Source organism: Mesorhizobium sp. BAC0120 (genome assembly GCF_033542235.1).
Taxonomy (GTDB): Bacteria; Pseudomonadota; Alphaproteobacteria; order Rhizobiales; family Rhizobiaceae; genus JAWRCU01.
Genome location: NZ_JAWRCU010000006.1, coordinates 134,831 through 161,161, shown reverse-complemented (window position 1 = coordinate 161,161; position 26,331 = coordinate 134,831). Strand labels below are relative to the sequence as shown.

25 protein-coding genes are annotated in these 26,331 nt (G+C 62.9%); 19 read left to right on the top strand and 6 right to left on the bottom strand.

Annotated elements, in window-relative coordinates; genetic code table 11:
- Positions 1-77 precede the first annotated feature (77 nt).
- Positions 78-407 (top strand): DUF3870 domain-containing protein, encoded by a 330-nt coding sequence (locus SAZ10_RS16055; RefSeq protein WP_318610325.1) that lies wholly within the window; start codon positions 78-80, stop codon positions 405-407.
- Here the strand turns inward: SAZ10_RS16055 and SAZ10_RS16050 are convergent.
- The 4 genes from SAZ10_RS16050 to SAZ10_RS16035 form a co-directional block, all read right to left on the bottom strand.
- A complete protein-coding gene (locus SAZ10_RS16050; RefSeq protein WP_318610324.1) occupies positions 330-1,325 on the bottom strand; it encodes an NAD(P)H-dependent flavin oxidoreductase in 996 nt (331 codons plus the stop codon). The genes SAZ10_RS16055 and SAZ10_RS16050 overlap by 78 nt on opposite strands.
- Complete coding sequence (locus tag SAZ10_RS16045) at positions 1,322-2,956, bottom strand: class I adenylate-forming enzyme family protein (RefSeq protein WP_318610523.1); 1,635 nt, start codon at positions 2,954-2,956, stop codon at positions 1,322-1,324. Before SAZ10_RS16045 ends, SAZ10_RS16050 begins: the two co-directional genes overlap by 4 nt.
- Before the next feature lie 1,322 nt (positions 2,957-4,278).
- Entirely contained in the window at positions 4,279-5,007 is a 729-nt protein-coding gene (locus tag SAZ10_RS16040; RefSeq protein WP_318610323.1) for an outer membrane protein, read from the bottom strand.
- A gap of 464 nt (positions 5,008-5,471) precedes the next feature.
- Positions 5,472-5,885 carry a helix-turn-helix domain-containing protein gene (locus tag SAZ10_RS16035; protein WP_318610322.1) on the bottom strand — a complete coding sequence of 138 codons (414 nt, stop codon included), beginning with the start codon at positions 5,883-5,885 and terminating at the stop codon, positions 5,472-5,474.
- Between the two features lie 54 nt (positions 5,886-5,939).
- Between SAZ10_RS16035 and SAZ10_RS16030 the strand changes: the two genes are divergently transcribed.
- The 14 genes from SAZ10_RS16030 to SAZ10_RS15965 all read left to right on the top strand — a co-directional run bounded on the left by SAZ10_RS16030 (position 5,940) and on the right by SAZ10_RS15965 (position 19,802).
- The gene (locus tag SAZ10_RS16030) at positions 5,940-6,266 is read left to right on the top strand and encodes a nuclear transport factor 2 family protein (RefSeq protein ID WP_318610321.1); all 327 of its coding nucleotides are present in this window, start codon (positions 5,940-5,942) and stop codon (positions 6,264-6,266) included.
- Positions 6,263-7,045 (top strand): SDR family oxidoreductase, encoded by a 783-nt coding sequence (locus SAZ10_RS16025; RefSeq protein ID WP_318610320.1) that lies wholly within the window; start codon positions 6,263-6,265, stop codon positions 7,043-7,045. Before SAZ10_RS16030 ends, SAZ10_RS16025 begins: the two co-directional genes overlap by 4 nt.
- Before the next feature lie 721 nt (positions 7,046-7,766).
- Positions 7,767-9,329 (top strand): ABC transporter substrate-binding protein, encoded by a 1,563-nt coding sequence (locus tag SAZ10_RS16020; RefSeq protein ID WP_318610319.1) that lies wholly within the window; start codon positions 7,767-7,769, stop codon positions 9,327-9,329.
- A gap of 128 nt (positions 9,330-9,457) precedes the next feature.
- A complete protein-coding gene (locus SAZ10_RS16015; RefSeq protein ID WP_318610318.1) occupies positions 9,458-10,384 on the top strand; it encodes an ABC transporter permease in 927 nt (308 codons plus the stop codon).
- Positions 10,381-11,100, top strand: a complete 720-nt coding sequence (locus SAZ10_RS16010) for a PIG-L deacetylase family protein (RefSeq protein WP_318610317.1) — start codon at positions 10,381-10,383, stop codon at positions 11,098-11,100. Before SAZ10_RS16015 ends, SAZ10_RS16010 begins: the two co-directional genes overlap by 4 nt.
- An 8-nt stretch (positions 11,101-11,108) precedes the next feature.
- Positions 11,109-11,981, top strand: coding sequence for an ABC transporter permease (locus SAZ10_RS16005; RefSeq protein ID WP_318610316.1), 873 nt, complete (start codon positions 11,109-11,111; stop codon positions 11,979-11,981).
- Entirely contained in the window at positions 11,981-12,973 is a 993-nt protein-coding gene (locus tag SAZ10_RS16000; protein WP_318610315.1) for an ABC transporter ATP-binding protein, read from the top strand. Before SAZ10_RS16005 ends, SAZ10_RS16000 begins: the two co-directional genes overlap by 1 nt.
- Positions 12,970-13,797: an ATP-binding cassette domain-containing protein gene (locus SAZ10_RS15995; protein WP_318610314.1), complete on the top strand. Its 828-nt coding sequence runs from the start codon at positions 12,970-12,972 to the stop codon at positions 13,795-13,797. Before SAZ10_RS16000 ends, SAZ10_RS15995 begins: the two co-directional genes overlap by 4 nt.
- Positions 13,798-13,822: 25 nt before the next feature.
- A complete protein-coding gene (locus tag SAZ10_RS15990) occupies positions 13,823-14,515 on the top strand; it encodes a GntR family transcriptional regulator (protein WP_318610313.1) in 693 nt (230 codons plus the stop codon).
- A gap of 10 nt (positions 14,516-14,525) precedes the next feature.
- A complete protein-coding gene (locus SAZ10_RS15985) occupies positions 14,526-15,323 on the top strand; it encodes an SDR family oxidoreductase (RefSeq protein ID WP_318610312.1) in 798 nt (265 codons plus the stop codon).
- A gap of 13 nt (positions 15,324-15,336) precedes the next feature.
- Positions 15,337-16,482 (top strand): mandelate racemase/muconate lactonizing enzyme family protein, encoded by a 1,146-nt coding sequence (locus SAZ10_RS15980; RefSeq protein ID WP_318610311.1) that lies wholly within the window; start codon positions 15,337-15,339, stop codon positions 16,480-16,482.
- Entirely contained in the window at positions 16,479-17,390 is a 912-nt protein-coding gene (locus tag SAZ10_RS15975) for an aldose 1-epimerase (protein WP_318610310.1), read from the top strand. The genes SAZ10_RS15980 and SAZ10_RS15975 overlap by 4 nt, the downstream gene beginning before the upstream one ends.
- 256 nt (positions 17,391-17,646) lie before the next feature.
- Entirely contained in the window at positions 17,647-18,402 is a 756-nt protein-coding gene (locus SAZ10_RS15970; protein WP_318610309.1) for a glutamine amidotransferase, read from the top strand.
- 62 nt (positions 18,403-18,464) lie between these two features.
- Entirely contained in the window at positions 18,465-19,802 is a 1,338-nt protein-coding gene (locus tag SAZ10_RS15965) for an FAD-binding oxidoreductase (RefSeq protein WP_318610308.1), read from the top strand.
- Here the strand turns inward: SAZ10_RS15965 and SAZ10_RS15960 are convergent.
- Both SAZ10_RS15960 and SAZ10_RS15955 read right to left on the bottom strand, forming a co-directional pair.
- On the bottom strand, positions 19,799-20,524 hold the full coding sequence (locus SAZ10_RS15960) for an MBL fold metallo-hydrolase (protein ID WP_318610307.1): 726 nt from the start codon (positions 20,522-20,524) through the stop codon (positions 19,799-19,801). The two genes, SAZ10_RS15965 and SAZ10_RS15960, sit on opposite strands and share 4 nt — an antisense overlap.
- Positions 20,521-22,137 (bottom strand): 5-guanidino-2-oxopentanoate decarboxylase, encoded by a 1,617-nt coding sequence (locus SAZ10_RS15955; protein WP_318610306.1) that lies wholly within the window; start codon positions 22,135-22,137, stop codon positions 20,521-20,523. Before SAZ10_RS15955 ends, SAZ10_RS15960 begins: the two co-directional genes overlap by 4 nt.
- Positions 22,138-22,284: 147 nt before the next feature.
- Between SAZ10_RS15955 and SAZ10_RS15950 the strand changes: the two genes are divergently transcribed.
- The 4 genes from SAZ10_RS15950 to SAZ10_RS15935 all read left to right on the top strand — a co-directional run bounded on the left by SAZ10_RS15950 (position 22,285) and on the right by SAZ10_RS15935 (position 26,322).
- Positions 22,285-23,499 (top strand): LacI family DNA-binding transcriptional regulator, encoded by a 1,215-nt coding sequence (locus tag SAZ10_RS15950; protein ID WP_318610305.1) that lies wholly within the window; start codon positions 22,285-22,287, stop codon positions 23,497-23,499.
- Entirely contained in the window at positions 23,496-24,593 is a 1,098-nt protein-coding gene (locus SAZ10_RS15945) for an ABC transporter substrate-binding protein (protein WP_318610304.1), read from the top strand. The genes SAZ10_RS15950 and SAZ10_RS15945 overlap by 4 nt, the downstream gene beginning before the upstream one ends.
- An 86-nt stretch (positions 24,594-24,679) precedes the next feature.
- Positions 24,680-25,522 (top strand): ABC transporter permease, encoded by an 843-nt coding sequence (locus tag SAZ10_RS15940; RefSeq protein WP_318610303.1) that lies wholly within the window; start codon positions 24,680-24,682, stop codon positions 25,520-25,522.
- Entirely contained in the window at positions 25,519-26,322 is an 804-nt protein-coding gene (locus tag SAZ10_RS15935) for an ABC transporter permease (RefSeq protein WP_318610302.1), read from the top strand. The genes SAZ10_RS15940 and SAZ10_RS15935 overlap by 4 nt, the downstream gene beginning before the upstream one ends.
- Positions 26,323-26,331: the final 9 nt, after the last annotated feature.

The window sequence follows — 26,331 nt, the reverse complement described above, 5'->3', positions numbered from 1 at the left end:
GCCTGCCCGGCGTGTGCGTTGACAGGGCGGGCAGGATTGGTTCTTGTCCCGACAAACCAACCGGGAGGGGAGATGGTATGAGCGAGAACCGCACCGTGCTCGTCAGTGGCTATGCCCAGGCCCCACGTGGCACCGGCATGTCGGAAACCATGACCTGGATCGGTGTCGTACTGGAGATTGATTTGCGAACCCACGAGATCGTCGCGGCCGACGCGACCTTCGTGACGGATCTGGCGCGTGACTTCTTTCGCCGCACGGTGCTGGGCTATCGTCTGACCGACGGGCTCGAAGGGCTTACTGCGCTGATCGAAAATCGTATCCATACGCCGTCAAGGAACTCCCTGCAGACTGCGCTCCAGGCGGCTTTCCAGCGCTATGTCGAGGCCCGCCAGGCGGGCAAGGGCTGAGCGATATTCCGCGATCAGCCGCAGTGTCAGTTCTTCGGCACTGGGGAGGTCGTCTATCAGTCCCGCGCACTGGCCAGCCTCGATCTTGCCGTTGGCAACATCGCCGTCGAGGGCGGCAAGTTTGAGCGAACTGCCGGCAAAGATCGCCCGCCGCGCCTCGATGTCGGCGCCTGCGGCTTCCGCCTCCAGGAAGCGCGCCGAGAAATCGTTGCAGACCATGCGGATCGGGCTCATGCCGCTGCCGACCAGCGCCGTATCGGCTATTCCGGCGGCAAGGACCTTTTGCTTGTAGGCCTCGTGCACGCTCGCCTCTTTCGTGGCGAGATAGCGCGTGCCAAGCTGCGCGGCGTCCGCGCCGAGCGCGAGCATGGCGACGATGGCAGCTCCGTCGGCAACGCCGCCGCCGGCGATCAGGATCGCCTCCGGTGCAGCCTTGGCGATGGCGCGTACCAGCACCAGCGTCGAGACCTGGTCTGGCGGTGGATGACCGCCGGCTTCGCCGCCGACGGCGACAATCGCATCGACACCGGCCTGGAGCGCTTTGACCGCGTGTGTTTCCGAAGCGACGACATGGATGCACTTGATGCCGACGGCCTGGAAGCGGTCGAGATATTTTTTCGGACCGCCCTGCGAGGCGATGAGGATGGGCGCCTGTTCCTCGATGACAATGTCGAGGATTTCGTCGGCCTGCGGCCGGTAAAGCGGCACGTTGACCGCGAAGGGCTTGTCGGTCGATGCCTTCAGTGTCCGCAGCGCCTCGCGGAAGTCCTCAACGAACATCGGGCCGGCGGCAAGCACGCCGAGCCCGCCGGCATTGGAAACGGCAGCGGGAAGCGCCGGATTCGACGAGGCCCAGCTCATCCCTGCCTGGACGATCGGGTAAACGACGCCGAACGTCTTGGTGAAGCGGGTGGTCACGAAGCGTTCTCCTCGATGCCGAAATGGCGTTTGGCGTGCTCGATCAAAAGGCGCTTCGGTACCTTCGAACTGGCGGTGAGGCCGACGATGTCGAAGCTTTCGATGACGGCGAGATATTTCGGCAGCTTAAAGCCGGCGAGCCTTGGTTTCGCCCAGGCCAGAACCTCGTCGGCAGTTACAACTTCGCCGTCGCGCGGCACGACATAGGCGCCAGGCACCTCGATGAGGCGGGGATCGGGCAGGGCGAAGACCTGCGCCTGGCGGATTTTCGGATGGCCGATCAGCACATCCTCGACATCGGCCGGCGCGACATTCTCGCCGCCGACACGAATGATTTCCTTCAGACGTCCGACAAAGATGACGCGGCCGTCTTCACGCATAATGCCCATGTCGCCGGTCTTGAGGAAACCGTCAGCTGTCATGGTTTCGCGTGTAGCTTGTTCGTCGCGGTAGTAGCCTTTCATCACGCACCAGCCGCGGACGCGGATTTCGCCCTTCTGGCCGCGGGCCAGTTCGAGACCGCTCGTCGTGTCGCAGATGCGGACTTCCAGGCCGGGATGAGGGCGCATCCAGCCGGCGATGCGCTCTTCCACCGGATCGCTGTGGTCGGATGCCATGATGTTGGGTGAAGCTTCGGAGAGGCCATAGCCTGTCACTGTCTGCTCGGCGCCGAATTCCTCGACCGCGCGGCGCATGATCGCCGGGCTTATCGCTGCCCATCCTCCGCGGAGCGTGTAGGAGCGCGGTTCGAAATCCTGGCTGCCCAGCATCATCAGATACATGGTGTCATTGCCGGAGGTGAGGGTGCAGGCCTCCTCGCGGATCAGTCGGAGTGCTTCCTCACCGGTGAAGCGATGCATCGTTACAAGCGTGATGGCGTGCACGGCGGACAGCACGACTGCGAGCGTCGAGCCGGCAACGTGGAAGAAGGGGCGCGCTGACAGGTAACGGTCGCCTTCGCAAGCGCCCATGCGCTTGCCGAGAAAATGGGCGTCGGTCACCATGTTGGCGTGGGTGAGCTGCACGGCCTTCGGGAAGGACGTCGTACCGGATGTGAACTGGATCAGCGCGACGTCGTTCGGCTCGGGTAGAGCGGGGAGGTCGACGCCTTCACCCTTGGCGACGAAGTCGGCATACAGCCTGCAGGTCCCCGGTGCCGCACCGCCAAGCACGACGACGTCGGTCAGAAGCGGCAGTTCCGGCGAAGGCAGTGCAGCATCGACAGTTGAGCAGATTTCGCGCAACACGGCGATGAAGTCGATCCTCAGCAGGCTGTCGACCGTAAGCAGCATCCGCGCGTCGGCACGTTCCAGCTGCATGCGGATTTCGCTCGGTGTCAACCGTGTGTTGACCGGCACGCAAACCGCGCCGACCCGCACGATGCCGTGAAACAGGATGGCCCACTCGACGCTGTTGCCGGCGCAGATCGCTACATGGTCGCCACGGCGAATGCCCGAGGCGACAAGACCACGGGCCACCTTGAGGCTTTCGGTTCGCAGCCGTTCGAAAGTGATCCGGTCGCCGTTGCCGACCAGAGCCTCCGTCTGCGGCCGAAGTGCTGCCGCGCGATGGAGCGCCTCGCAGATGATGGCCGGGATGTCGGGAGAGCCGGACGGTTGCCGGTTCTGCATCTGGGTCACTGACCAGTCCTCCAAAACGAAAAACCGGCGGCTGCCGTGGCAAAGCGCCATGACATCCGCCGGTCTGAAATCCTTGAAAATCGCACCGCTGCCTTTTCGGGCGCGATGCCAGGAAGTCTCCTAGCACCCGTTTGAATGACTCTCGATGTGATGGATGTCAAGCCGACGATTTGGCCGGTGTCCGGCAGCATCAGAGGCGCGCGTTGTGCCCGCCGGTGGAGTGAGGTGGGTGACAAGATCGAGATTGTCCGAGTTGCGAAGTCACTGTCGTAGCAGTTGACACATAGTTGACAATGTCAACGATATAGTTCACATTGTCAACCAAAATATTGCGAGGAGCTGGAGCTTCAGCAAACAGCAAGAGCGGGCTTCTGACGCGAACAGGGTTGCGGACCAACCTGTTCGGTCGAAGGGCAGATGATGCCCGGCGATGACCATTCGGCAACGCCGGCTCGCTGTCATGTCTTATTGTTCACCCAGACCAGGAGAAAGCAGATGAGGGGAATGTCGCGAACTGGTTTTCAATCCATGGCCCTGTCAGCCATGCTGTTATCCGCCTCGCCGGCTACGAACCGACGGCTGTCGTGATCGCAGCGCCAGTGCGCGGTCAAAAAGTTGTTTGTTTTGTCAGGCTCGACCGCAAATGCGCCGCGTCAGTGTGCCCCCCGGATGCTTCTAGTCCGCCCTTGGGCGCATTAGATGCGCAAAGAATGGGTCCGGAACCGGTAGTTCTGACCCTTTGCTGCCCTTTGAGATCGGCCCTGTGAACGGGCAGGGAGGGCGAGAAAGCGGACTTTGGCTGGTGGGGTCGGTTGCGTCAGAACCGAGTACTCGCGGAGGGTAATGATTCGAGCACAGACAACGCAGCGCGCTGCCCAGCAAGAAATATCCGGTGATCCTGGCCAATCCCGATGTCACATTGTACTCAATCGGAGACTGGCAAAAAGATTGGGGCTCGAGCAAGTGTCGGTCGGCAACTAGTCCCGCCCGACTAAGAGTCCGATTCAGGATTCCCTATGGCGCATGCGCATGCGAGTCTGGCGCATCCGCACGGGAATACCCTTGACCGTTTCGGCGACCAATCGCCAACACCTGATAGAGTTCATCAGGAATCGCAATTCGCGGCAGAAGCACGTCTGGCGCGCGCCATTCCCTCCACCACCGCCAGACGGCGTCGATATTGAGGGGAGGAGGGCCGACTGATGCGCCCAAACGCAGCTGCGCCAACAAAGGGCGCTCTTGTTCCCACCTTCGCGAATATATGGCTAAAAGAAAAAAGGGCGGCCGGGACGGCCGCCCCAAATGACTGGAACCTAAAACTTGTAGTTCAGGCCGATCCGGACGGTGTGGAAAGAGACGTCGTTCTCGAGGGTGGCATGCGCACCGAGCAGGTCGCCGTCAAAAAGCGTCGATTTGCCGAGATCGGTGAAGAGATATTCTGTCTTAACGGTGAAATGATCGGTCAAGGCGTACTCGACGCCTCCACCAAGCGTCCAGCCCGTGTTCGTGTGGGACCTGCTCTCGTCAAAGCCGAGTGCATCGACTTTGGCGAAGCTCTTCACGTGGCCGTAAGCCAAGCCGCCGGTTCCGTAGAGAAGGAAATTATCCAGCGCCGCGTAGCCGATGCGGCCGCGCACCGTTCCGAACCAGTCCACCTTGGTGCCTGCTTCAGCAGAAATGCCGAATCCACCAGAATTTATGTCCGCGGAAACCGTACCATCGACGTTGGCCCCCTGAATATCGGCCTCGATGCCGTAGACGAACCGGTCATGCTGAAAATTGTAGCCTATTTGCACGCCGCCCAGAAATCCACTGGAGTCAAGATCAAGAGACCCTGCCGCGAGTGTGGTCGCAGTCGCCGGATCGGTTATGCTGAACGGGTGCTCGAAAGTGCCTCCGCCATATCCGCCGTTGACGCCGAGATAGAGGCCAGACCAGGTGAAAGCAGGCGCCGGCGGCGTGTTGAGGACATCTGCCGCGTAGCCAGTGGAAGTGAATAGAATTGCGGCGCTTGCAGCCGCGAAACAAGTGATGAGTTTCATGTCTGAACCCTCCATGGACCGATAGAGGGGGTTCGAGAGTCGTTCAAGAAAAGACTTCGCCGCCCCTTGGCTTCAAGAAAAAAGCCCGTAGCACGCATAGATCAAAAGGTCAGCTTCGCGCAATCGACGGTTGTGTCTCTAGGGCGAGTATTCACACAAGGAAATTGACCTGTGCCTTTTCCATCACATGTTTACCTTCGAAGGGCATCCTGCTTCGACTGGAATGCGGGCGCCAGTCCTACGAAGCTCGAGAGCGAAGCAGGATGGCGGAGAGAGGGGGCGCTGCGATCGATAGCGCGGGGCTCGCGTCGCTTGGCGACGCAACGATACCGTCGGCGCGACGCGCCTTGTGGAACCGCAAATACTGACCCGAAGCTGCCCTTCCACGCTACCTGGAAACCGGCTGACCTGGGGTGGGAAGGGGAATGGCGGCTTTTAGTCGGGCACTGGGCGGAAGCGGACATTCATCCATCAGCCATTCCGTCCTCTGCAGCGGAGGACGGTTGAACCATCTGCTCGCGCTGTGCGGCCCAGAACAGAAGCGCGTCGAGCGCCGGGCATAGGGCCTGCCCCCATTCCGTCAGGCAGTATTCGACCTTCGGCGGCACCTGATGGTGAACGATGCGACGCACGATGTCGTCACCCTCCATTTGGCGAAGCTGCTGGATCAGCATCTTTTGCGAGACAGCCGGAATAGCTCGCTCAAGGTCTGAAAAGCGCATGACATTGCCGCCGAACAAATGGAACAGGATGATCAGTTTCCATCGGCCTTCGAGCAGCTTCAGCACATTCTCGACGCCTTCGGCCGCCGTGTCGCGCGTATGGCCATCACCCTTACTTTCAGGTGAGTACCTTACTTTTTCGTCTGTTCTTGTCATTTGTGCAGGCTAAGGCGATTTATGCCCCGAGACAACACAAACCGGAGAACTGTCATGCCGATCACCCTGCCGGGGTCGATCGCGGCGTATTTCGCCGCCGATCAGAACGATGGCGATGCCGTTGCCCTCTGCTTTACCGAAAACGCTATCGTTATAGACGAGCGCCAGACGCATGTAGGAAGCGAAGCTATCCGCCGATGGAAGGCGGAAGCGTCCGCGAATTTCAGCTACACCAGCGAACCATTTGCGGTCAGTCAGGAAGACGGCCAGACCGTGGTGATGGCCCATGTTGCGGGGGATTTCCCCGGCAGCCCGGTCGACCTGCGCTATGCGTTCGTTCTGGAGGGCGGGAAGATCGCGCGGCTGGAGATCACACTATGAGTTTCGACCTCGGCTTGAACGGCGCGCGCACTCTGGTCACGGGAGGAACGAAGGGGGTTGGTGCGGCTGTGGTCGAGGCGCTGCGCAGTGCCGGCGCTCGCGTGGTGACGACCGCGCGGAACGTGCCGGCCGGCTCGATGGAGGATGTTCACTTCATCACTGCCGATCTCATGACCGCCGAAGGGTGCGCCACGGTGGCCGCGGGCGTGCTCGATCGTTTCGGCGGCGTGGATGTCATCGTGCATGTGGTGGGCGGTTCGTCCGCACTCGGTGGCGGGTTCGCCGCGCTGGACGATGCTGAATGGTTCAGGGAGCTGAACTGGAACCTCATGCCGGCCGTGCGTCTCGACCGCGCGCTCTTGCCTGGCATGATCGCACAGGGTTCGGGCGTGATCGTGCATGTCACCTCGATCCAGAACCGCTTGCCGCTTCCGGAATCCACGACCGCCTATGCGGCGGCCAAGGCCGCCCTTTCGACCTACAGCAAGAGCCTGTCCAAGGAGGTCACGCAGAAAGGCGTTCGGGTGGTGCGGGTTTCGCCGGGCTGGGTGGAGACCGACGCGGCGGTTGCGATGGCCGAGCGCATTGCCGAGCAGGCGGGCACCGATTACGAGGGCGGCAAGAAGATCATCATGGATTCGCTTGGCGGCATTCCGCTCGGCCGGCCGGCAAAGCCGAGTGAGGTTGCCGATCTGGTTGCCTTCGTCGTCTCGCCGCGCGCCGGCGCGGTGACGGGCACGGAGTTCGTCATCGACGGCGGCACGGTCCCAACGACGTGATGGGGCTACGCATCCTCTGCCAACACTCGTCTAAGGCGACATGTTGCGGCTGATTGCTGCTGCGGCTGTGATCCACGATGGCGTAACGCTTTCCCAGCGGCATCCGCTCCAGCCATGCCTAAGTAAACCGGGTGTCCGGAGGGGAACGGCTGCTTGCTGCCTATGTTGGCTGAAACCGGCCAGTCAGCACATGGCCCCGGCTCTGCCGATGGCTGGACTGAACAAATGTCAGGTTTCGGGGCTCCGGAAGCGCTACGAATGGCGATAAGGGGTCGCTTGCTGAACGGCAGTTATCCGCCGAGCACGCCCAGAACCGGACTGTCTGGACGCGGCCCCGTTCCAAGTGCGGCCCTCATGCCGGCTTCGCCGACTGCCCATTTGAAAAGTATTTCTCGAGGTCCGGGCGGTCGCCCGCAAATATTCGGCAGCGACGCGCTGGATTTGGCTCTATCTTCCGCGATGGTCGGTCACTTCTATTGCCTCGCGGTCGGCTGGCCATCCAGATCTCCGACCTGAGGATACCTTTGTTCACAATCCCGCAACAGAGGCTCACTTTCTCCTGAAGCCAAGGAAGAAGTCCGGGCCGGACAGACACGCCCCCCTCCAACCGCATCCCGCAAGAGATCAGCATCCAACCAGCCTGCTTGACACACGGTATACCGTATGCATGATGCCGATGACCTTACGGGATGGGACCGTAAGCGTACCAAGGGGAACCGAAATGACCCACAACTCGAAGCCCGAGGACGGCGCCTTCGCTCCGTCCCGACGTTCCTTCCTGAAGGCTACGGCCGCAGCCGGTCTTACTGGCGCCGCCTTTGCCGGGTTTGCGAGCATTCTGCCCGCGCGTGCTTTGGCGGCCGATGGCGTGCCGGCCGGCACGCTGACTTATGGAAACGCCGAGCCGCCGACATCGAACTACTGGGACCCGGCCGCCGGTTTCGGCCTAGTCGACGAGCAGGTCGCATCGCTCGTCCACGACACGCTGCTGGCCTTCGACGAGGCCGGCAAGCTCAACCCGTCGATCGCCACGGCCTGGGAGCTGAAAGGCGACAAGGCGGTCACACTGACCATTCGCCAGGACACGAAGTTCCACGACGGAAGCCCGCTCACCGCTGAAGATGTGAAGGCCTCGATCGACCGTCTGGGCGAGGGCAAGCTGGCGCAGTCGATGGTCGCAACGCCCGGGATCAAGGTGAACATCCTGTCGCCGACCAGCATCGAAGTGGTCTCACCACAGGCGTTCGGCCCTGTGCTCAACGCGCTCGCCTTCATCAAGATTCTGCCCAAGGTGAACATCGACAATCCGGATGCGTTCAAGGCGGGCGCGATGGGATCCGGGCCGTACAAGTTCGTTTCCTACAGCGGCAACGACGTGGTGCTCGAAGCCAATGCCGACTATTGGGGCGGCGCGCCGCGCATAAAAACCGTAACCTTCCGCTACATCGAGGATGCCCAGGCGCGCATCAACGCGCTGCTGTCGGGTCAGGTCGACATCCTCACCCGCGTCTCGTCGGAGGATCTGGCGCGCGTCGAAGGCAATGCCGACTTCGTGGTCAACAACCAGTCGCCGCCGGCACAGATCGTTGCGATCTATCAGCACAACGGCCCGCTTGGCGATCTCAAGCTGCGCCAGGCAGTCGCTCATGCCATCGACCGCGAGGCTATTGCCAAGTCGATCATGCGCGGCGCGAATCCGGTCGGCTTCTCGTCGCTGCCGACGAACGCTCCCTACTACACGCCACTGGGGCCGAAGTTCGAGTACGATGTGGAAAAAGCCAAGGCGCTGCTCGCGGAGTCGGCCTATCCCGACGGCGTGACGCTGCGCATGTCGACCTCGACGCTGGTGCCCAACCAGATCGAAATCGATCAGGTCATCGCCGCCTCGCTGCAGCAGATCGGCATCAATGTCGAGGTCGAGCGTCTCGAGGTCGGCGCCTTCCGCTCTTCCTACAATACCTACGACATTAACCTGAACACGCTCGCCATCTTCAACAACGATCCCGACTTCGTGCTGGGCTTCTATGTCGGAGGAACCGCCGAAGCGGTGTTCCACTACAAGGACGACAAATATGCCGAACTGCACGCGGCTCAGCGCGCGGCGACGCCCGACAAACGGGCTGCCGCTGTGACGGCGGCGGCGCAGTATCTCTGGGAGAACCAGGCCACGCTCTATCTCTCCGACGAGCTCTGGCATTTCATCGTCAACAAACGCGTGCACGACTATGTCCGCGCACCGCTGGTCGGCGAGAACCTGGTGCCGAAAGCCTCGGTCGCTTCTTGAGCTGATAGGACCTTTCCGTTTTTCACCGAAGAACGGAAATGTCCTAGACCTTTGTTTCACGCAATTCCGGACACAAAACCGGAGTTCACATTTGCGGAAATCACTTTAACGCACTTGGGGAGCGGCCGATGGGCAGTTTCGCCCTCAGACGAACCTTGCAGGCGATCATCATCGTGGTGCTGATCGCCGTCACGGTGTTCATCGTGCTGCGTCTTTCGGCGGGCGATCCGGCGCGCATCCGCGCGCCTGTCTTCGCCCGGCCCGATGTGATCGAGCAGTACAGGCGGGACTTCGGCATCGACCGGCCGCTGGTGGAGCAACTCGGTTCGTTTTTCCTGAACGCGCTGCGCGGCGATCTGGGCCAGTCCTTCCGCTTCCAGGCCCCGGTGACCGACCTCATCCTGCAGGCCCTCCCCAAGACGCTGCTGCTCGCGGGCGTGTCGCTGCTCTTGTCTCTGACCATCGCCGTAGTGCTCGGCAGCCTGGCGGCACTGAAGCCTCGCTCTGTCTGGGCGTGGTTGTCTTCGGCGATCGCCGCCTTCGGCCAGTCGGCACCGGTGTTCTGGTCTGGAGCGGTCCTGGTGCTGATCTTCGCGGTGTTGCTGCGATGGCTTCCCTCCGGCGGTTTCAGCGGGCCGTCGAGCCTTGTCCTGCCGGCGATCGCTGTCACGTTGTCGATCCTGCCCACCCAACTGCGCGTGCTGCGTGCTTCCATGCAGAGCGTGCTGAAGGAGGAATACATCCGCACGGCCCATGCCTTCGGCATCGGCCAGGGCAGGATCACCTTCGTTTATGCGCTGAAGAATGCCTGCCTGCCGCTGCTCACCGTGATCGGCGTCGATATCGGATATCTGCTGGGCGGCGTCATCGTGGCCGAAGTGGTCTTCGCCTTCCCCGGAATCGGCGAACTCGCGCTGGTGGCGCTCAATGCCCGCGACTACCCACTGATCCAGGGCATCACCATCGTCACTGCGACGACCTTCGTCATCGTCAACCTCCTGATCGATTTTCTCTACACGCGCATCGATCCGCGAATCCGTATGGAGCGGTCATGAACATTCTCGCTATCGGCGCCCATCCCGACGACATTGAAATGCAGTGCGCCGGCACGCTGGCGCTCTATGCGCAGCAAGGCCACAAGGTCTTCATGGCGGTGGCAACCAACGGGAATGTCGGCTCGCCCACTTACAGCAGGGAGGAGATCGCCGCGATCCGCCACAAGGAACAGCAGGCGTCCTGCCTAATGATCGGGGCGGAACTGATCTGGATGAATTTCGACGACGAATGGCTGTTCAACGACCGGCCGACTCGGGAGCGCTTCATCGATGCCATCCGCCAGGCCGATCCGGACGTGATGTTCATCCACGGCCCGACCGACTACCATCCGGACCATCGCATTGCCGGACAGGTGGCGGAAGACGCCCGCATTCCCGCTTCGGTGCGGCTGGTCGAGACCACCCTGCCGCACATCAAGAAGATCCCCCATCTCTTCTATATGGACAATCCGGTCGGCCTCGAATTCGAGCCGGAAGCCTATGTCGACATTTCGACGGTGTTCGAGACGAAACGGGCCATGTTGCTCAAGCATGAAAGCCAGGACAGCTGGATGCGCGCCGTCTATGGCGAGCACACGTCGATCGCCGACATGATGACCCAGAACGCCGCACTGCGCGGCAGCGCGGCGGGCGTCGCCTATGCCGAGGGGTTCCGGGAGGTGAAGACCTATCCCCGCACCGGCTCCTTCGCGCTGTTGCCGGGCTTTGGCCGATGACGCTGGCGATGGCGACATCAGCTGCCATCGTCCAAGGATGGGCCGGCCGGCTGCACCGTCTGCGGCTGAACCTGCCGCTCGGGATAGGCTTGGCGGTGCTCGTCGTGATGCTGCTTTCGGCGCTCGCCGCGCCGCTGCTGGCGCCAGCCGCTCCGACCGCCGTTGACCTCACGGCCGTGAGGCTGCCGCCTTCGGCCGCCCACTGGTTCGGAACGGATGCCGTGGGACGCGACGTGCTGTCGCGTGTGCTCTACGGCGGTCGCGTCTCGCTGTTCGTCGCTGGGGTCGGCATGATCGGGTCGCTCACGCTCGGGACGGTGATGGGCATGCTCGGAGCCTTCGGCAACCGTTTCGTGCGGACCGCGGTCGATCGTGTAATCGACGTGCAACTCGCTTTTCCATACGTGCTGCTGGCGATTGCCATTACCAGCGCGGTTCGGCCTTCCATCCCAGTACTGATCCTTCTGATGGTACTGGCAGCCTGGGCGGGTGCGGCGCGCATCGTGCGCGCCATTGCGCTGCAGGAAAGTGCCAAGGACTACGTCAAGGCGGCCGACGTGCTCGGCGCCTCGCAGCTGCGCATTGCGATGTTGCATGTCTTCCCGAGCGTGCTGCCGAGCCTCCTCGTGCTGGCCGCCATGCAGATGGCTGCGATGATCGTCTTCGAGGCGACGCTGTCCTTCCTAGGCATGGGCGTCCAGCCGCCGACCCCAAGCTGGGGCGGCATCATGCTGGACGGCAAGAACTACATCACTTCATCCTGGTGGCTCACCTCCCTACCGGGCCTCGCCATCGTGGTGACCTCGCTAAGCCTGGTGCTGATCGGCGACGGAATGCAGGCGCGGACTGACGCATTGCGCGCTCGCGAAGGAGACCAGTGATGGAGAAAGTGCTCAGCGTCGAGAACCTGTCGATCCGTTTCGCCGGCCGCGCCGGCGATATCACCGTGGTCGACGACGTGTCCTTCGACCTTTCGGTGGGCGGCAGCCTGGTCATCGCCGGCGAATCCGGTTCCGGCAAGTCCATGGTCTGCCAGGCCCTCCTCGGCATCGTGCCCGGAGCAGCCAAGGTGACCGGCACGCGGATCGACTGGCGGGGCAGGGACTTGTTGACGCTCGGTATGCAGGACTGGCGCGCCATCCGCGGCGCCGAGATCGCTATGATCTTCCAGGATCCCACGGCCGCGCTCAATCCGCTCATCACGGTGGAGCATCAGATTTCGGACGTCGTGTGCGCCCATCGGCGCTGCAGCCGACAGGAGGCCCGGGCGCGCGCGATAGAGGTGCTCGGGCTTGCCGGCTTTCCAGAGCCGGCGCATCGCATGAAGAGTTATCCCAGCGAGCTCTCGGGTGGCTTACGCCAGCGCGTCGCTATAGCCCTGGCGCTCGCGGCGTCGCCGTCGCTGATCATCGCCGACGAGGCGACCACCAATCTCGACGTCTCGATTCAGGCGCAGATCGTGACGCTGCTTCGCCGGCTGAAGGATGAACTCGGCCTGGCGCTGATCTTCGTCACCCATGACCTCGGCCTCGCTGCCGAGATCGGCGGCGACCTCCTTGTCATGTATGCCGGCCATGCCGTCGAACGCGGTCCCGTGAGGCAGGTGCTCAGCGATCCCTGCCACCCCTATACGCGCGGTCTGTTGCGCTGCGCGCCGACGCTCAGATCGAGCCGCGCCAATCCCCTCGTACCCATCCCCGGACAGGCACCGAGGCCGGGCTCGATCGGAGCCGGCTCGCCGTTCCGCTCCCGCTGCCCGGTGGTGGTCGACGGCATTTGCGAGATCAGCCGCCCTGGTTGGACGGCTGCCGGCCCGGGCCACGCGGTGGCCTGCCATCGTTTCGCGCGCGACGGACGGGAGGGACTCCGATGAGTGTCCGCAAGCAGGAAGGCCACGGCGTGCTGGAAGCTCGCGGCATCATAAAGACCTTCACGGTCCGCCGCGAGGGCAGCACCCGCGAACTGCGCGCGGTCTACGATGTGAGCCTGAGCGTCGCGCCGGGCGAGATCGTTGGCCTGGTCGGCGAAAGCGGCTGCGGCAAGACGACTCTCTCGCGCATCATGATTGGCATCGAGGAGGCTAGTTCAGGCCAAGTGCTGTACGATGGCCGTCCCGTCGTCGGCCGCGCCGACTGGCGGGCGCTTCGCCGGTCGGTACAATATGTCTTCCAGGACCCGTTCACGGCGTTGTGCCCGACCATGCGGATCGGCCAGGCACTCGCCGAGCCGCTGGCCATCCACGGCCTTTGTCCTGCCGCAGAACGTGCAGCGCGAGTGGCGCGCATGCTTGAGCTGGTGGGGCTTCACCCCGACGTTTCCCGCCGCCTGCCCAACCAGCTCTCCGGCGGCCAGCGCCAGCGCGTCAACCTGGCACGCGCTCTGATGCTCGAACCGAGGATGTTGATCTGCGACGAAATCGTGTCGGGCCTCGACGTTTCCGTGCAGGCACAGGTGTTGAGCCTGCTTATCGAGCTTCAGGAAAAGCTTGGTCTCGGACTGATCTTCATCTCGCACGACCTGCGTGTCATTCGCTATCTCTGCAGCCGGGTGCTGGTGATGTATCTCGGCGAGATCGTCGAGCAAGGCCCCACCGAGGCGGTGTTCGACAACCCGGGGCACGCCTACACGAAGGCGCTTCTCGCCGCCATACCCGATCATTCCCGCGCGCTTGCCGGAGTGGAGCATGCAAACTCATGAGTCCAAACTCAACCGGACGGAAACCATGACCGGTTCCTTCGATCGTGACATACCTGCCGCGGCCCTCTCCCCCATCCGCCGCGGCAAGACCACAGCCGACGAGGTCGAGGAGCGACTGGTGCTCGCCATCGCACGGGGCGACAAGGCCGCGGGCGATCGCATCACCGAGGCCGAATTGGCGTCGGTGCTCAACGTCAGCCGCGTGCCGGCGCGCGAGGCCATGCAGAAGCTGCAGTTGCGCGGCATCCTCGTGGAAGGCGGCCAGCGCGGATTGAGGGTCCCGGATTACAGCCGGCGGCGTATCGCGGAGCTGTTCGAGCTGCGCTTCGCCATCGAAAAGATCATCCTTCAGCACGTCATCCGAGAGGACCATGACCGTGGGCCGCTCATTGCCGAGCTGGAGCAGATCGTCGAGACAATGCGTGCCATGGCCGGCTCCGGCGATCCGGTAGCGCTGAGTTCGATCGATCTCGACTTCCATCGCGCAGTCGCCCGGCATTCGGGCAATGAACTCGCGGCGCAGATCTGGGAAGGCCTGGCGCAGCACATGATCATCGTCTTCTGCCAAGACTGGGCCAATGCCGCCGACCGCACCGGCGAGGTGCGGTTGCACGAAAACCTGATCGACTTTCTGCGGGGCGGTTCTATCGACGACATCGACGCGCTGCTGGCGGAGCATTTCTCCGCGCCGGCGACGCGTCTGGACAAGCACAGCTGAGGAGAGGGGAATGAAATCTCAAGCTTCGCCGCCCGGCCCGCTCGCCGGACGGGTGGCGGTGGTGACAGGTGCGGCGCGCGGCATCGGCGCCGCGGTTGCCACCAGGCTCGCGCGCAACGGCGCGACGGTCGTGCTGGCCGATCGTGACAGCGACCCGCTCGAGGCGGTCGCTTCCGGCTTGCGCGGGGAGGGGCTCGACGCACAGGCCCAAACCGTCGACATCACCCATGAGGCCGATATCGCCGCGCTGTCCGCCCGGCTGCAGCGGCAGGCCCGGCTCGACATACTGGTCAACAACGCCGCAATACTGGACGGCACGCCGATCGACGCGTTGACCCGCGCACGCTTCGAAGAGGTCCAGGCCGTCAACCAGAACGGTGCGCTGTGGATGACGCTCGGCCTGCTCGGGCTGCTGCGCCGCTCCGAGCATGGGCGTGTCGTCAACATCGCCTCGATCATCGGCGTTCGCGGCGTTGCCGATAGCCTGGCCTACGCGACCGCCAAGGGCGGCGTCGTGAACATGACCCGCAGCCTGGCTGTCGACCTCGCGCCCGACGGCATCCTGGTGAACTGCATTTGTCCGGGCTTCGTCGATACGCGCATGGCGTTGTTGCCGGACGGCTCGGGCCATGAGCACGAAACCGACTGGTTCAGGGACATCTACATCAAATACGGCCGCATACCGCTGCGCCGTCCTGCGCAACCGGACGAAATAGCGGCGGCGACGAGCTTCTTCTGCGGCGACGACTGCCGCTACGTGACCGGCCAGATCCTGCTGGTCGACGGCGGCGTCTCGGCAACTTTCTGAACGGGCAAGACACATGAAAATCCAATCCATCGATTGCCTGGGGCTTTTCGGCAAGTCACCAAAGGGTGGCTGGAGTAACGAGATCAAACCCGAGGATTCCATTCACGCGCTGGTGGTGGTGCGCACCGACCACGGCGTCACCGGGATCGGCAGCGTCTTCACCGACGCTCGACTTGTCGAGGCGGCTCTGGCGGTGCTGCGACCGCTCTGCATCGGCGAGAGCGCAATCGAACCGATGCGCGTCTGCGAGAAGCTTCACCAGAACACCTTCTGGATGGGCTTCGGCGGCACGCTGACCCACGCCATCTCGGGCATCGACATCGCGCTCTGGGACATATTCGGACAAGCGACTGGCCAGCCCGTCGGTCGGCTGCTCGGCGGTACCTATCGTACCAAGGTCAAGGCTTACGCTTCGATCCTGATGGAAATGCCCGAACTGATGCGCGACCGGACTGCTTTTTACCGCGAGCAGGGATTCCGCGCGATCAAGATCGGCTGGGGGCCGTTCGGGCGGCGGGAAGACGCAAGGCTCGACGAGGCGATCGTGCGCGCTGCGCGCGAAGGGGCAGGGGACGACTGCCTCCTGATGGTCGATGCCGGAGCGAGCGACGCCTTCTGGCCGAACGGCCTCAACTGGGCTGTCAACACCGCCGCCATGCTGAAGGGCTATGACGTCGCCTGGTTCGAGGAGGCGCTCCGGCCCGATGCGGTCGACGATTTCCGTTCACTCCGGGAGCAAAGCCCGGTGCTGATCGCGACAGGAGAGTGCATCACCCGGCGGCAGAACTACCTGCCCTGGTTCGAGAAACGCGCCCTCGACATCGTCCAGCCCGACGTGACGAAGGTCGGAGGTATTTCCGAACAGATCCAGATTGCCCGCATGGCGAACGCCTTCGGGGTCAAATATGTCGGCCATGGCTGGAACACCGCCGTTGGCCTCGCCGCTGACCTGCAATTAGCTGCCGCCGTCCCGACCGCCGACCTCGTCGAGTTCATCGGCGGCTCGCCCTATATCGACGACATCACAGAGGGTGGCTGGAGCCTCGATGCGGACGGTATGCTGGCGATCCCCGACGGGCCGGGCCTCGGCGTCAGACTCGACCGGGACGCATTGCGTGCCATGACCCGGAACTCCGAGGCCTTGCTGGGAAAGGCGTGACATCCCTGAGGCTCGCACTCGGCGCCGGACCACTTCACCTGGAGCTGTCGCCACGACACGGCGGGGCGGTGGCGGCTTTCCGGCTTGTGACGCTATCCGGCCCATTGGATCTGTTCCGCCCATCGCCTGAGGGAGAGCCGGACGCTCTCTTCTCCGGCTGCTTTCCGATGGTGCCGTTCGCCAATTGCATCCGCGACAACCGGTTCGCCTTCGGCGGCCGGGCCTACGAGGTCGCGGCGAACATGCCGGGCAGCCGCCTGAATTTCCACGGTTCCGGCTGGCAATGCGCCTGGGCGGTCACCGGCAGCGACCGGACCAGCGCGGAACTGCAGCTTACCAACGGCATCGTCGACGACGTCTATCGCTATGCGGCCGTCCAGCGTTTCGAGCTCGCACCGGACAGCCTTGAGGTGACGACGACACTCACCAATCGCGGCGATGTGACCATGCCGTTCTCTTTCGGCCAACACCCCTGGTTTCCGCGCCACGGCGACGTGAGGCTTCGCTTCGCGGCGTCAGGTCGATGGCGTGCCGATGCGGAAGGCCAGACGGTGGCGCTGGTGCCTGTCGAGGGCGATGCCGACTATGAGTGCTGGCGTGAACCACCGCGCGAATATCGCAACGACTGCTACGCCGGATGGTCGGGACGCGCCGAGATCGCCTGGCCGGATGTTGGCATCGGAATGATCATCGAAGCCGACCGGATCTTCAGGCATCTGATGTTCCACGTCCCGCGTAACGACATGCTCGTCTTCTGCCTTGAGTCGCAGACCAATGCACCCTGCGCTTTCGACGGCCTTGAGGAGGGTCGGGCCGTGCCTGGCGTGATCGTGCTCGCACCTGGCGAAAGCGTATCGGGCACGATCCGTTTCCGGCTCCGCTCACTCGACGGGTCCGGCAGTGCGTAAAGGCCTTGATATGGATCTCGCTCCAAACCGGTGGTCCAGGGCGTGGGCCTGAGACGGCTGTTCGTGCCGGGTACACCGTTGCTGCAAGCGGACGCACAGAGGGCGTTCGTTCAGAAACTTGAGCAGAAGGATTGCCGTGGCGGTTATCCGCCGCCGGACGAGCTGGTTATCGACGGTTCCTTACGTAAGAATGATAAACCGATTTACTAGGCCAATTCCCTTGCTTAGATTGCCCCTCGCTAACCTGGAGAGAACGATGAACTCGAAGCCTCGCGTCCTGATCGCCGGCGAATCGTGGACGATACACAGCATCCATCAGAAGGGGTTCGACACCTTCTCCACGGTCGAATACGCGGAGGGCATACGCTGGCTGCGAGAGGCCCTGGAGACCGGCGGATGGCAGGTGGACTACCAGCCGGCGCATGTCGCGGCGCGTGACTTTCCGTTCGATGCGCAGGCGCTCTCGAAATACGATTGCGTCATGCTGAGCGACGTCGGGGCCAACACCCTGTTGCTGCATCCCGACACCTTCGTGCGCTCTGTAGCGCTGCCCAACCGACTCCATGCCATCCGCGATTATGTGGCGGCGGGCGGCGGTTTCGTGATGATCGGCGGCTATATGACCTTCCAGGGCATCGACGCCAAGGGTCAGTATTCGGGAACCGCCATCGAGGAAATTCTTCCGGTGACAATCTCGGCCACGGACGATCGGAGTGAGCAGCCGCAGGGGGTGACGCCGGAAGTGATCGATGCGGCGCATCCGATTGTCGCCGGCCTCGGTTCGAAATGGCCGCATGTGCTGGGCTATAACCGCGTTGCGCCCAAGGCGGGCGCCACGTTGATCACCAATGTGGGGAACGATCCACTGATCGTGGCCGGCAACTATGGTAAGGGCAGGACGGTGGCTTTCACTTCGGATTGCGCCCCGCATTGGGCGCCTCTCGCTTTCGTCGAATGGGAGGGTTATGCGCCTTTGTGGCGCCAGCTCGCCGCCTGGGCCTCGGGCAAGTAAGGCGCTCTGTCCTGGCTTGGGCGACGGCGCGATATATGAGCACCCCTGAAGGATTGCCCCGGATGGACGCCGTCGCCGAACTGCTCGCCGCCCTCGGACCCGAAGTCTGCCTGACCGGTCCCGCGCTTGACGGAATCGCTGTTCGCTCCGACGCGAGCGCTACCGGCCGCGATCTACCGATTGCTCTCCTGAGGCCCAGCTCGGTGGCGGAAGTCTCGACGGCGCTGACGATCTGCCATCGCCATCACCAGCCTGTCGTCCCGCAGGGAGGCATGACAGGGCTCGCCGGCGGGGCGAACTGCCGCCCGGGCGACGTGGCACTTTCGCTCGCGCGCTTTCAAGGCGTTGAGGAGATAGATCCTATCGCCGCCGCCATGGTGGTGCGGGCAGGAACCGTGCTGGAGACGGCACAGAACGCCGCGCTAGATGCCGACCTCCTGCTGCCGATCGATTTGGGCGCGCGGGGATCCTGCCAGATCGGGGGCAATATCGCTACCAACGCGGGCGGACTGCGCGTCATCCGGCACGGAACCGTGCGCGACAACCTTTTGGGACTGGAGGCGGTCCAGGCTGACGGTACCGTGCTTTCGCACCTGTCGCGGATGCAGAAGGACAATACGGGCTACGATCTGCGTCATCTTCTCGCCGGCTCCGAGGGGACCCTTGCAGTCATCACCCGAGCGGTGCTGCGCCTGCGCCCGTTGCCGTCCGACATTGAGACGGCGGTCTGCGCGGTCGAAAGTTACGATGCGGTGCTTGCCCTGTTGCGTATGGCGCGCGGGCAACTGACGCTTTCCGCCTTCGAGGTGATGTGGGCCGACTATTTCGACCTATGCGGCGGGTCGCGCCTGTTTGCCGAAACGCCGCCCTTCGCGGTGATCGTCGAGACGGAAGGCAGCGGGCTGGAGAACCTGCTGGAGAAGGCGATCGGGGAAGGTGTTATCTTCGACGCCCTGATCGCCCAGTCGGAGGCAGAAGCGCGCCGGTTCTGGGAGGTGCGCGAGGCGGCGCTGCCCGAAGCACATATGGACGATATCGTCAATTTGGATGTCAGCCTGCCGATCGCCAGCATCGACGATTACGTGCGCAGCTGCCGCGCCGCGATCGCATCGGCGCTTCCATCGACGCGCAGCTTCTTCTTCGGGCATGTCGGCGACAGTAATCTGCACATCATGGTGCAGGTCCCGGGCTACCGTGACGCCGACGTGCATGCGGTCGACCGCATCGCTTACGGTCTTGTCCGGGAGGTCGGCGGAATGATCTCGGCCGAGCACGGGATCGGAACGCTGAAGCTCGCCTGGCTAGGCCACAGCCGCTGCCCGGGAGAGCTTGACGCGATGCGGGCGATCAAGCATGCGCTCGATCCCGCCGGGATCCTCAATCCGGGCAAGGTGATCTAGGCGCCGATGTAATCGAGCGCGATGTCGCGCATCTCCTGCCCCGAGATGGCCTCGTTGTGGCCGCCATGTGCGATGGCGACGTCGAGCGCCGCGATCCGCGTCATTGTCTCGCAATAAGCTATCCTGTCGCTATGCGGCAGATCGTCGACCAGGGTGCCGCGATAGATGGCGTCGCCCGGAAAGAACACGCCGTTCTCGCGATCGAGCAGTCCAATGCTGCCAGGCGAATGGCCTGGCAGATGCAGAACCTCGAAGCGCCGGTCGCCGAGATCGATAATATCGCCCGCTTCCACGGTTGAAGTGAGTGGGGCGGGAGCGATGCGCCAACCCTCCTTACGCCAGCCCAGTTCCGGCGGAACGGCGACCGGCTCGTCGAGCGCGCGGAAGATGGGCGCAAAAGTAGCGCTTTCGGGCATCGACGCGCAGGCTAGCGCCTCGCTCGAATGAGCACGCCGGTCGGCGAATTCATGGAATCCGCCGATATGGTCTGCGTGGCTATGGGTCGCCACGGCGATCAAGGGCGCGCCGCTGGCAAGACCAGCCACCAGCGGAGCGAGCGGCCGCAGTCCCATTCCGAAATCGATCAGCAGATCGGCATCGCGCCCGTGCAGCAGAAAGATGTTGGCACGGAAGAACCGGTGCACATGCGGCTCGTGGATCCTGAACAGTCCACCGCCGAGATTGGCAACGGCAAACCAACTGCCGGTCACGTCTCCGCTCATGTGCTCGCCCCGATAAGGCTTCCGACAAAGGAGGCTTCGTCAATCTCAATGACCTCGTTGCCCTTACACGGAGAGCCAAGGGCGGCGGAGAATTCGCTCATGCTGGAAACCTTGCAATATTGCCAGCCGAACCCCCTTGCGATCGGCTCGAAGTCGGGGGTGCGAATATCAACACCCAGCGGTGCGACTCCGGCATTCAGCATGTAGGTCTTGATCTCGCCATATCCGGTATTGTTCCACAATATCAGACGGATGGACGCTCCCGTCTCGGTCGCGCTTGCCATCTCGCCGATGGTGAACTGCAATCCGCCGTCGCCGATGACTGCGAACACAGGGCTGTCAGGCGCGGCCAAAGCCGCGCCTATGCCTGCGGGAAGCGCGTATCCCAATGTCCCGAAACCGGTGGCGGAACAGAAGAAGCCCGCTGGTTGCATCGCTCCGAACGCAGTGCAGCCAGCGTAAATTGGCTGGGTCGAGTCCCCGACGATGATGGCACCGGGGAAGGTTCGCACCAGTGTGTCGAGAACCTGCAGTCCGGCCGAGAGGACGGGGTTCATCGCCGCTTCAACTTCCTGTCGGACGGCATGTGCAAGCCGAGGGCCGGCGTCGCCGGGCGGCCCCTCCGGCAGCGCCGCGAGCACCGCCTCGGCGGTCAGCCGAGCATCGGCAAGCAGCGGCCGATCGGCCACCAGCCCACGCATCAGCTGTTCGGCGTCTAGGTCAGCTCTGGCAAGCCAGCCAGGTAGGCGTCCGATGGCGGTCAAACGGTCGGCGAAATCGGTGGGTCCGAATTCCGTTCCAAGCGCGAGCGTCGCGTCCGACGTCTTCAGAAGATCGATGACCGAGGCCGACTCGCCGGTCAACGGCAACGCAAGTGGATGATCGCCCGGAACAACGCCTCGCGCATTGACAGTCATAAGGACGGGGGCGCCAAGCCGCTCGGCGAGAGAACGAATGGCGCTTGCCGCATGCACGGCTCCGCCACCGGCGACGATCAGCGGTTGCCTGGCCGAAACGAGTCGAGAGGCGATTTCTTCGCCTGCGCCGACTGGAGGAGCGGGCGGATGAGGGAGTATAAAACGCCGGGCCGAAGGCATGGCGGAGGCATCGGCATTGAGCAATCCGACAGGGATCTCGATATGGACCGGCCGCGGTCGGCCGGCTGAAAAGAGCGCGAAGGCTCGAGCGAGGACTGGTTCGAGCTCGCGGACATCGAGTACGGTGTGGCTGAAAGCCGAAACTCCGTGTATCAGCGCACGCTGGTCCTTCAACTCATGGAGATGGCCTCGGCCGGATCCCATCTCGCCGACGGAGTTCACCGTGGAGATGACCAGCATTGGGATCGAATCCCCATAGGCCTGACCCATCGCGGTCGCGATGTTTGTCATGCCGGGTCCGGTGATGATGAAGCAGACCCCTGGCTTCCTTGTCACCCGTGCATAGCCATCCGCCATAAAGCCCGCGCCCTGTTCATGCCGGGGCGTGACATGGCGGATTCTTGAGTTCTCAAGTCCGCGATAGAGGTCGACGGTGTGGACGCCTGGAATGCCGAAGACGAGGTCGACGCCGTTCGCTTCCAGGATCTCCACCAGATATTTTGCCAAGCTTCGCATTCTCGCATCCATGTTCAGCGCCGGACAATCCCGCTGAGCCCTCCGCTAGCCGGCATGTTGCGCGAGGCTGTCGTCCCAGGCGAGGGCCCGAGTCAACATGGTAAAGCGGTTTAGTAAAGCGCTTTACAGGTGGTAACTACATGCTCTATGCTTTCATTTGTAAAGGGGGCAATCGGGATTGAACGCGATGAGGAACAGCATGTATCTGCAGTGCTGTTGCGAGGCCGAACTGTTTTGACGGGACCCCGTGCGCCTAAAAACCGTATTGTCGCGCCGACAATTCGAGATGTCGCGGCGGCCGCGGGGCTTTCGGTAACGGCAGTATCTAGGCACTTCAACAACCGCATCGCTCTACCGACCGATACTGTCGCGCGGATCGAAGCAGCCGCCAACGATCTTGGATACAGACCCAATGTTGCCGCGCGCAGACTGAGCCTCGGCAGCAGCGAATCGCTTGGATTAATTCTCTCGGATATCGCCTATCCATTCTTTTCCGCCATAGCGAGTGTCGCTGAGGCTGAGTGCGCGCGGCTTGGTTACAGCCTCCTGATCTTCAACAGCAGGAACATCGTCGAGAATGAGATCGCTCACCTGAGGCGTATTGAGAGCGCGCAGGTCGATGGCATCCTGTTCATGACCAATCATTCCGGCGCTTCCGAGGTCGCCGAGACCGTCAACCGCGTGCGCAATGTCGTCCTGCTCGACGAAGATGTGCCGAATGCCGAAGCCCCGCGTCTCTATGCGCGCAATCGCAATGGCGGCCGGCTTGCGACCGAACATCTCCTTGCTGCCGGGCATCGCCGGATTGCCTTTGTCGGCGGTGACAGGAACCTTATCTCGAGTGCCGAACGCTTTGCCGGATACCGCGAGGCGCTTGAAGCTGCCGGCATCGATCCCGATCCGTCGCTTATGCTCTTTCTCGGCTATGAAGCAGCGGACGGCGAGGCGGCATTTGCCATACTGGACCAGTTCAAGGAGCCGCCCACAGCGATCTTCGTGGCCGCCGATGTGGTCGCGCTTGGTATCCTCAGAGCTGCCCGGGAGGCTGGGCTGTCGGTCCCGGAGGATCTGTCGATCATAGGATTCGACGACATTCCAAACGCCGATGTGATCGGACCGCCTCTTTCGACCGTCCGCCAGTCCTTCGAGACTTTCGGGGTGCGCGGAGTCCAACTGCTGGTAGGCTTGCTGAGAGGGGAACAGTCCCCAGAAACCATCGAGTATGTCGACGTCGAACTCGTGTCACGAAGCTCCGTCGCTCCGCCGCGCCTGCGCCGTCACTGGCGTACCGCACCAAGAAGCGCCACCAAATCCAGGGAAGTCGCTCAAGGCCAACCGAACAAGAAAGGGGAAAAGAAATGACCAACCATTTTGCAAAAGACTCGGCAGAAATACTGCTGCAGAAATTTCGAGCCGGCCAAGTCGATCGCCGTGGGTTCCTGACCGCCTTGGCTGCGTTGGGTCTGGGCGTGGCATTGCGCCCCGGCACGGCTCACGCAGCCGACAACGAGGTCGTGCTTTGCAACTGGGGGGGTGTCGCCGTCGACGCCTTCCAGCAAGCGTTCGGTGGCCCGTTCACCGCCAAGACCGGTATGAAGCTCGTCATCGACGGTGCCGGTCCCGCTATCGGCGCCGTGCGCACGATGGTCGACAGCGGCAACGTCACCTGGGACGTGATGGACAACGGCCTGATCGATGCCCAGGTTCTCTCGGCCGGCAACTATGTCGAGCCGATCGACTACGGCATCGTCGATAAGAACAAGATTCCCAACTTCTCGCAGGAGTTCGGCGTCGGCAACTACGCATTCGCCAACGTTCTGTTCCACAACAAGAAGACCACCGGCGTCGAGAAGCTGACCGATTGGAAGGATTTCTTCGACTTCGACAAGATCCCCGGCAAGCGTACGATGTGCAAGTGGATCCAGGGCCAGTTGGAAACGATCCTGGTCGCCGACGGCGTCGCTCCCGACCAGCTCTATCCCCTTGATGTCGACCGCGCCTTCGCCAAGCTGCAACCTCACCTCGACAAGATCATCTTCTGGGAAGGCGGCGCCCAGAGCCAGCAGCTCTTCCGCGACGGCGAGGTGGTTATGGGCAACATCTGGCACACCCGCGCCAAGCTGCTCATCCAGGAGAATCCCGACTACGCCATCACGTGGAACCAGAACACGCTTCTCATCAGCGCCTGGTCCGTGCCGAAGGGTAACCCGGCCGGCAAGAAGGTGTTCGAGTTCATCAACTCGGCGCTCGATCCCGAGCCGCAGATCACGTTGCTTCGCCTGATGGGTAACGGTCCGACCAACCCGGCAGCTGAGGCGATGATGACCGACGAGGACCGCGTCTTCAATCCGACTTCACCGGCCAACACCACCGGGCAGATTCTGATTGATCCCACCTGGTACGCCGCCAACGAAGCAGACGTGCAGAACAAGTTCCTCGACTTGATCGCCACCTGATCTTGAAGGCCGCCCGCTTTGCCTGGCTTGGCGGGGCGGGCGGCGGCAAAAATCAATCTTGTCTTGCCGCCCAAGCGGAAACGGACATGTCGTCACGCTTTGAACGCTTTGCGCTATATCTGACAGTGCCGGCCGGCCTGTTGGTGATATTGCTTTACGCCCTGCCGATCCTTCAGGTGCTCGCGCTCTCCGTGACCGAGGGAAGCGGAGCGCTCGCGAATTATGAGCGGCTGTTCACCAGCAGGGCCGTTGCGCGGGTCGTGCAGACGACGCTGGTCGTCTCCATCAGCACCACCCTCATCACTATGGTGATTGCCTATGTGATCGCCTTCGGGATGATCCACATGGACCACAGGCAGCGAAAGCTCGCCTTGCTGATGGTCTCCATTCCGTTCTGGGTATCGGTCCTTGTGCGCGCCTTCGCCTGGATCACCATTCTCCGTTCCCAGGGTGTGCTCAACAGCGGGCTGATGTCCATCGGCGCGATCACCGAGCCGATCCAGCTGGTCTACAATCGTGTCGGCGTCACCATCGGCATGGTCCACTACATGGTGCCCTTCGCAGTCCTGCTGCTTTACGCCAACCTCACCGATATCGACCGGCGCGTCGTCCAGGCGGCGCGTTCGCTGGGCGCGCGTCCGATGACCGTCTTCCTGCGCGTCTGGCTGCCCATGAGCGTGCCCGGGATTGCCGTGACCACGATTTTCATTCTGGTGTTTTCGCTGGGCTTCCTGATCACGCCCGCATTGCTCGGCGGCGGTCGGACCCTGATGATCGCCGAATATATCTCGGTGCAGATATCCAACACCGGGCGATGGGATCTGGCGACCGCGCTGTCGGCGGCGCTGCTCATCGCGGTAGGCATGTTGCTCGCTCTTGTCTTCCGCAGTCCCGCGATGCGCGCGGCATTCGGGGGAAGCTCGAAATGAGCGCCAGGACACGCCACCGCCTGATGATGGCCGTCGTCTGGGCCTTCCTTCTGTTTCTGTTCCTGCCGGTCTTGGTGGTGATCCCTGTCTCCGTGACCGACAAGACCTATCTGTCGCTTCCCGCCGACGGAATCTCTTTCGCCCACTACGCCTCGCTCGTCGATCCGGCACGCGACTGGGTGCCGAGCTTTCGCAACTCTGTACTGGCCGCGTTCGCAACCGCGATCATTGCAACAGCGATCGCTGCGGCTTTCGCCGTGGGCGCTTGGATCCGGGCCGGCTGGTGGCCCTCGTCGGTCCGGCTGCTGATGCTTTCCCCACTCATCGTACCGCCGATCATCTACGCTGTCGGCGTGGTGCGGGTTCTGTCGAAAATGTCGATGCTGGACACCTTCTGGGGTGTGCTGGTCGTCCACGTCGTTTTGTCCCTGCCAATGGCATTCCTGGCCATCGCAGCTTCGCTCTCCAACCTCGACAACCGCATGGTGACAGCGGCACGCAGCCTCGGCGCCCGGCCCATGACGATCTTCGGGCGCGTCATCCTCCCCAACATCGCGCCCGGTCTCGCGGCCGGAGCCTTCCTGGCTTTCATCACGTCCTGGGACGAGATCACGGTCACACTGTTCATCACCGCCCGCCACTTCGTCACGCTCCCCCGCCGAATCTACACCTCCATCACGGATTCCATCGACCCGGCGCTTGCCGCAATCGCCTCGGTCCTGCTGATCGCAACCATGGCGGTGCTGATCGCACAAAGCCTGTTTTCCGGACGCCACAAGCGAGCCGGTTCGCCGAAATAAGCTTTCACC

What these genes read in the sequence shown, in the direction of transcription:
- SAZ10_RS16055 (WP_318610325.1), top strand. Translation starts at nt 78, where the DNA reads ATGAGCGAGAACCGCACCGTGCTCGTCAGTGGCTATGCCCAGGCCCCA.
- SAZ10_RS16045 (WP_318610523.1), bottom strand. Translation starts at nt 2,956, where the DNA reads ATGCAGAACCGGCAACCGTCCGGCTCTCCCGACATCCCGGCCATCATC.
- SAZ10_RS16040 (WP_318610323.1), bottom strand. Translation starts at nt 5,007, where the DNA reads ATGAAACTCATCACTTGTTTCGCGGCTGCAAGCGCCGCAATTCTATTC.
- SAZ10_RS16035 (WP_318610322.1), bottom strand. Translation starts at nt 5,885, where the DNA reads ATGACAAGAACAGACGAAAAAGTAAGGTACTCACCTGAAAGTAAGGGT.
- SAZ10_RS16030 (WP_318610321.1), top strand. Translation starts at nt 5,940, where the DNA reads ATGCCGATCACCCTGCCGGGGTCGATCGCGGCGTATTTCGCCGCCGAT.
- SAZ10_RS16025 (WP_318610320.1), top strand. Translation starts at nt 6,263, where the DNA reads ATGAGTTTCGACCTCGGCTTGAACGGCGCGCGCACTCTGGTCACGGGA.
- SAZ10_RS16020 (WP_318610319.1), top strand. Translation starts at nt 7,767, where the DNA reads ATGACCCACAACTCGAAGCCCGAGGACGGCGCCTTCGCTCCGTCCCGA.
- SAZ10_RS16015 (WP_318610318.1), top strand. Translation starts at nt 9,458, where the DNA reads ATGGGCAGTTTCGCCCTCAGACGAACCTTGCAGGCGATCATCATCGTG.
- SAZ10_RS16010 (WP_318610317.1), top strand. Translation starts at nt 10,381, where the DNA reads ATGAACATTCTCGCTATCGGCGCCCATCCCGACGACATTGAAATGCAG.
- SAZ10_RS16005 (WP_318610316.1), top strand. Translation starts at nt 11,109, where the DNA reads ATGGCGACATCAGCTGCCATCGTCCAAGGATGGGCCGGCCGGCTGCAC.
- SAZ10_RS16000 (WP_318610315.1), top strand. Translation starts at nt 11,981, where the DNA reads ATGGAGAAAGTGCTCAGCGTCGAGAACCTGTCGATCCGTTTCGCCGGC.
- SAZ10_RS15995 (WP_318610314.1), top strand. Translation starts at nt 12,970, where the DNA reads ATGAGTGTCCGCAAGCAGGAAGGCCACGGCGTGCTGGAAGCTCGCGGC.
- SAZ10_RS15990 (WP_318610313.1), top strand. Translation starts at nt 13,823, where the DNA reads ATGACCGGTTCCTTCGATCGTGACATACCTGCCGCGGCCCTCTCCCCC.
- SAZ10_RS15985 (WP_318610312.1), top strand. Translation starts at nt 14,526, where the DNA reads ATGAAATCTCAAGCTTCGCCGCCCGGCCCGCTCGCCGGACGGGTGGCG.
- SAZ10_RS15980 (WP_318610311.1), top strand. Translation starts at nt 15,337, where the DNA reads ATGAAAATCCAATCCATCGATTGCCTGGGGCTTTTCGGCAAGTCACCA.
- SAZ10_RS15970 (WP_318610309.1), top strand. Translation starts at nt 17,647, where the DNA reads ATGAACTCGAAGCCTCGCGTCCTGATCGCCGGCGAATCGTGGACGATA.
- SAZ10_RS15965 (WP_318610308.1), top strand. Translation starts at nt 18,465, where the DNA reads ATGGACGCCGTCGCCGAACTGCTCGCCGCCCTCGGACCCGAAGTCTGC.
- SAZ10_RS15960 (WP_318610307.1), bottom strand. Translation starts at nt 20,524, where the DNA reads ATGAGCGGAGACGTGACCGGCAGTTGGTTTGCCGTTGCCAATCTCGGC.
- SAZ10_RS15955 (WP_318610306.1), bottom strand. Translation starts at nt 22,137, where the DNA reads ATGCGAAGCTTGGCAAAATATCTGGTGGAGATCCTGGAAGCGAACGGC.
- SAZ10_RS15950 (WP_318610305.1), top strand. Translation starts at nt 22,285, where the DNA reads ATGCTTTCATTTGTAAAGGGGGCAATCGGGATTGAACGCGATGAGGAA.
- SAZ10_RS15945 (WP_318610304.1), top strand. Translation starts at nt 23,496, where the DNA reads ATGACCAACCATTTTGCAAAAGACTCGGCAGAAATACTGCTGCAGAAA.
- SAZ10_RS15940 (WP_318610303.1), top strand. Translation starts at nt 24,680, where the DNA reads ATGTCGTCACGCTTTGAACGCTTTGCGCTATATCTGACAGTGCCGGCC.
- SAZ10_RS15935 (WP_318610302.1), top strand. Translation starts at nt 25,519, where the DNA reads ATGAGCGCCAGGACACGCCACCGCCTGATGATGGCCGTCGTCTGGGCC.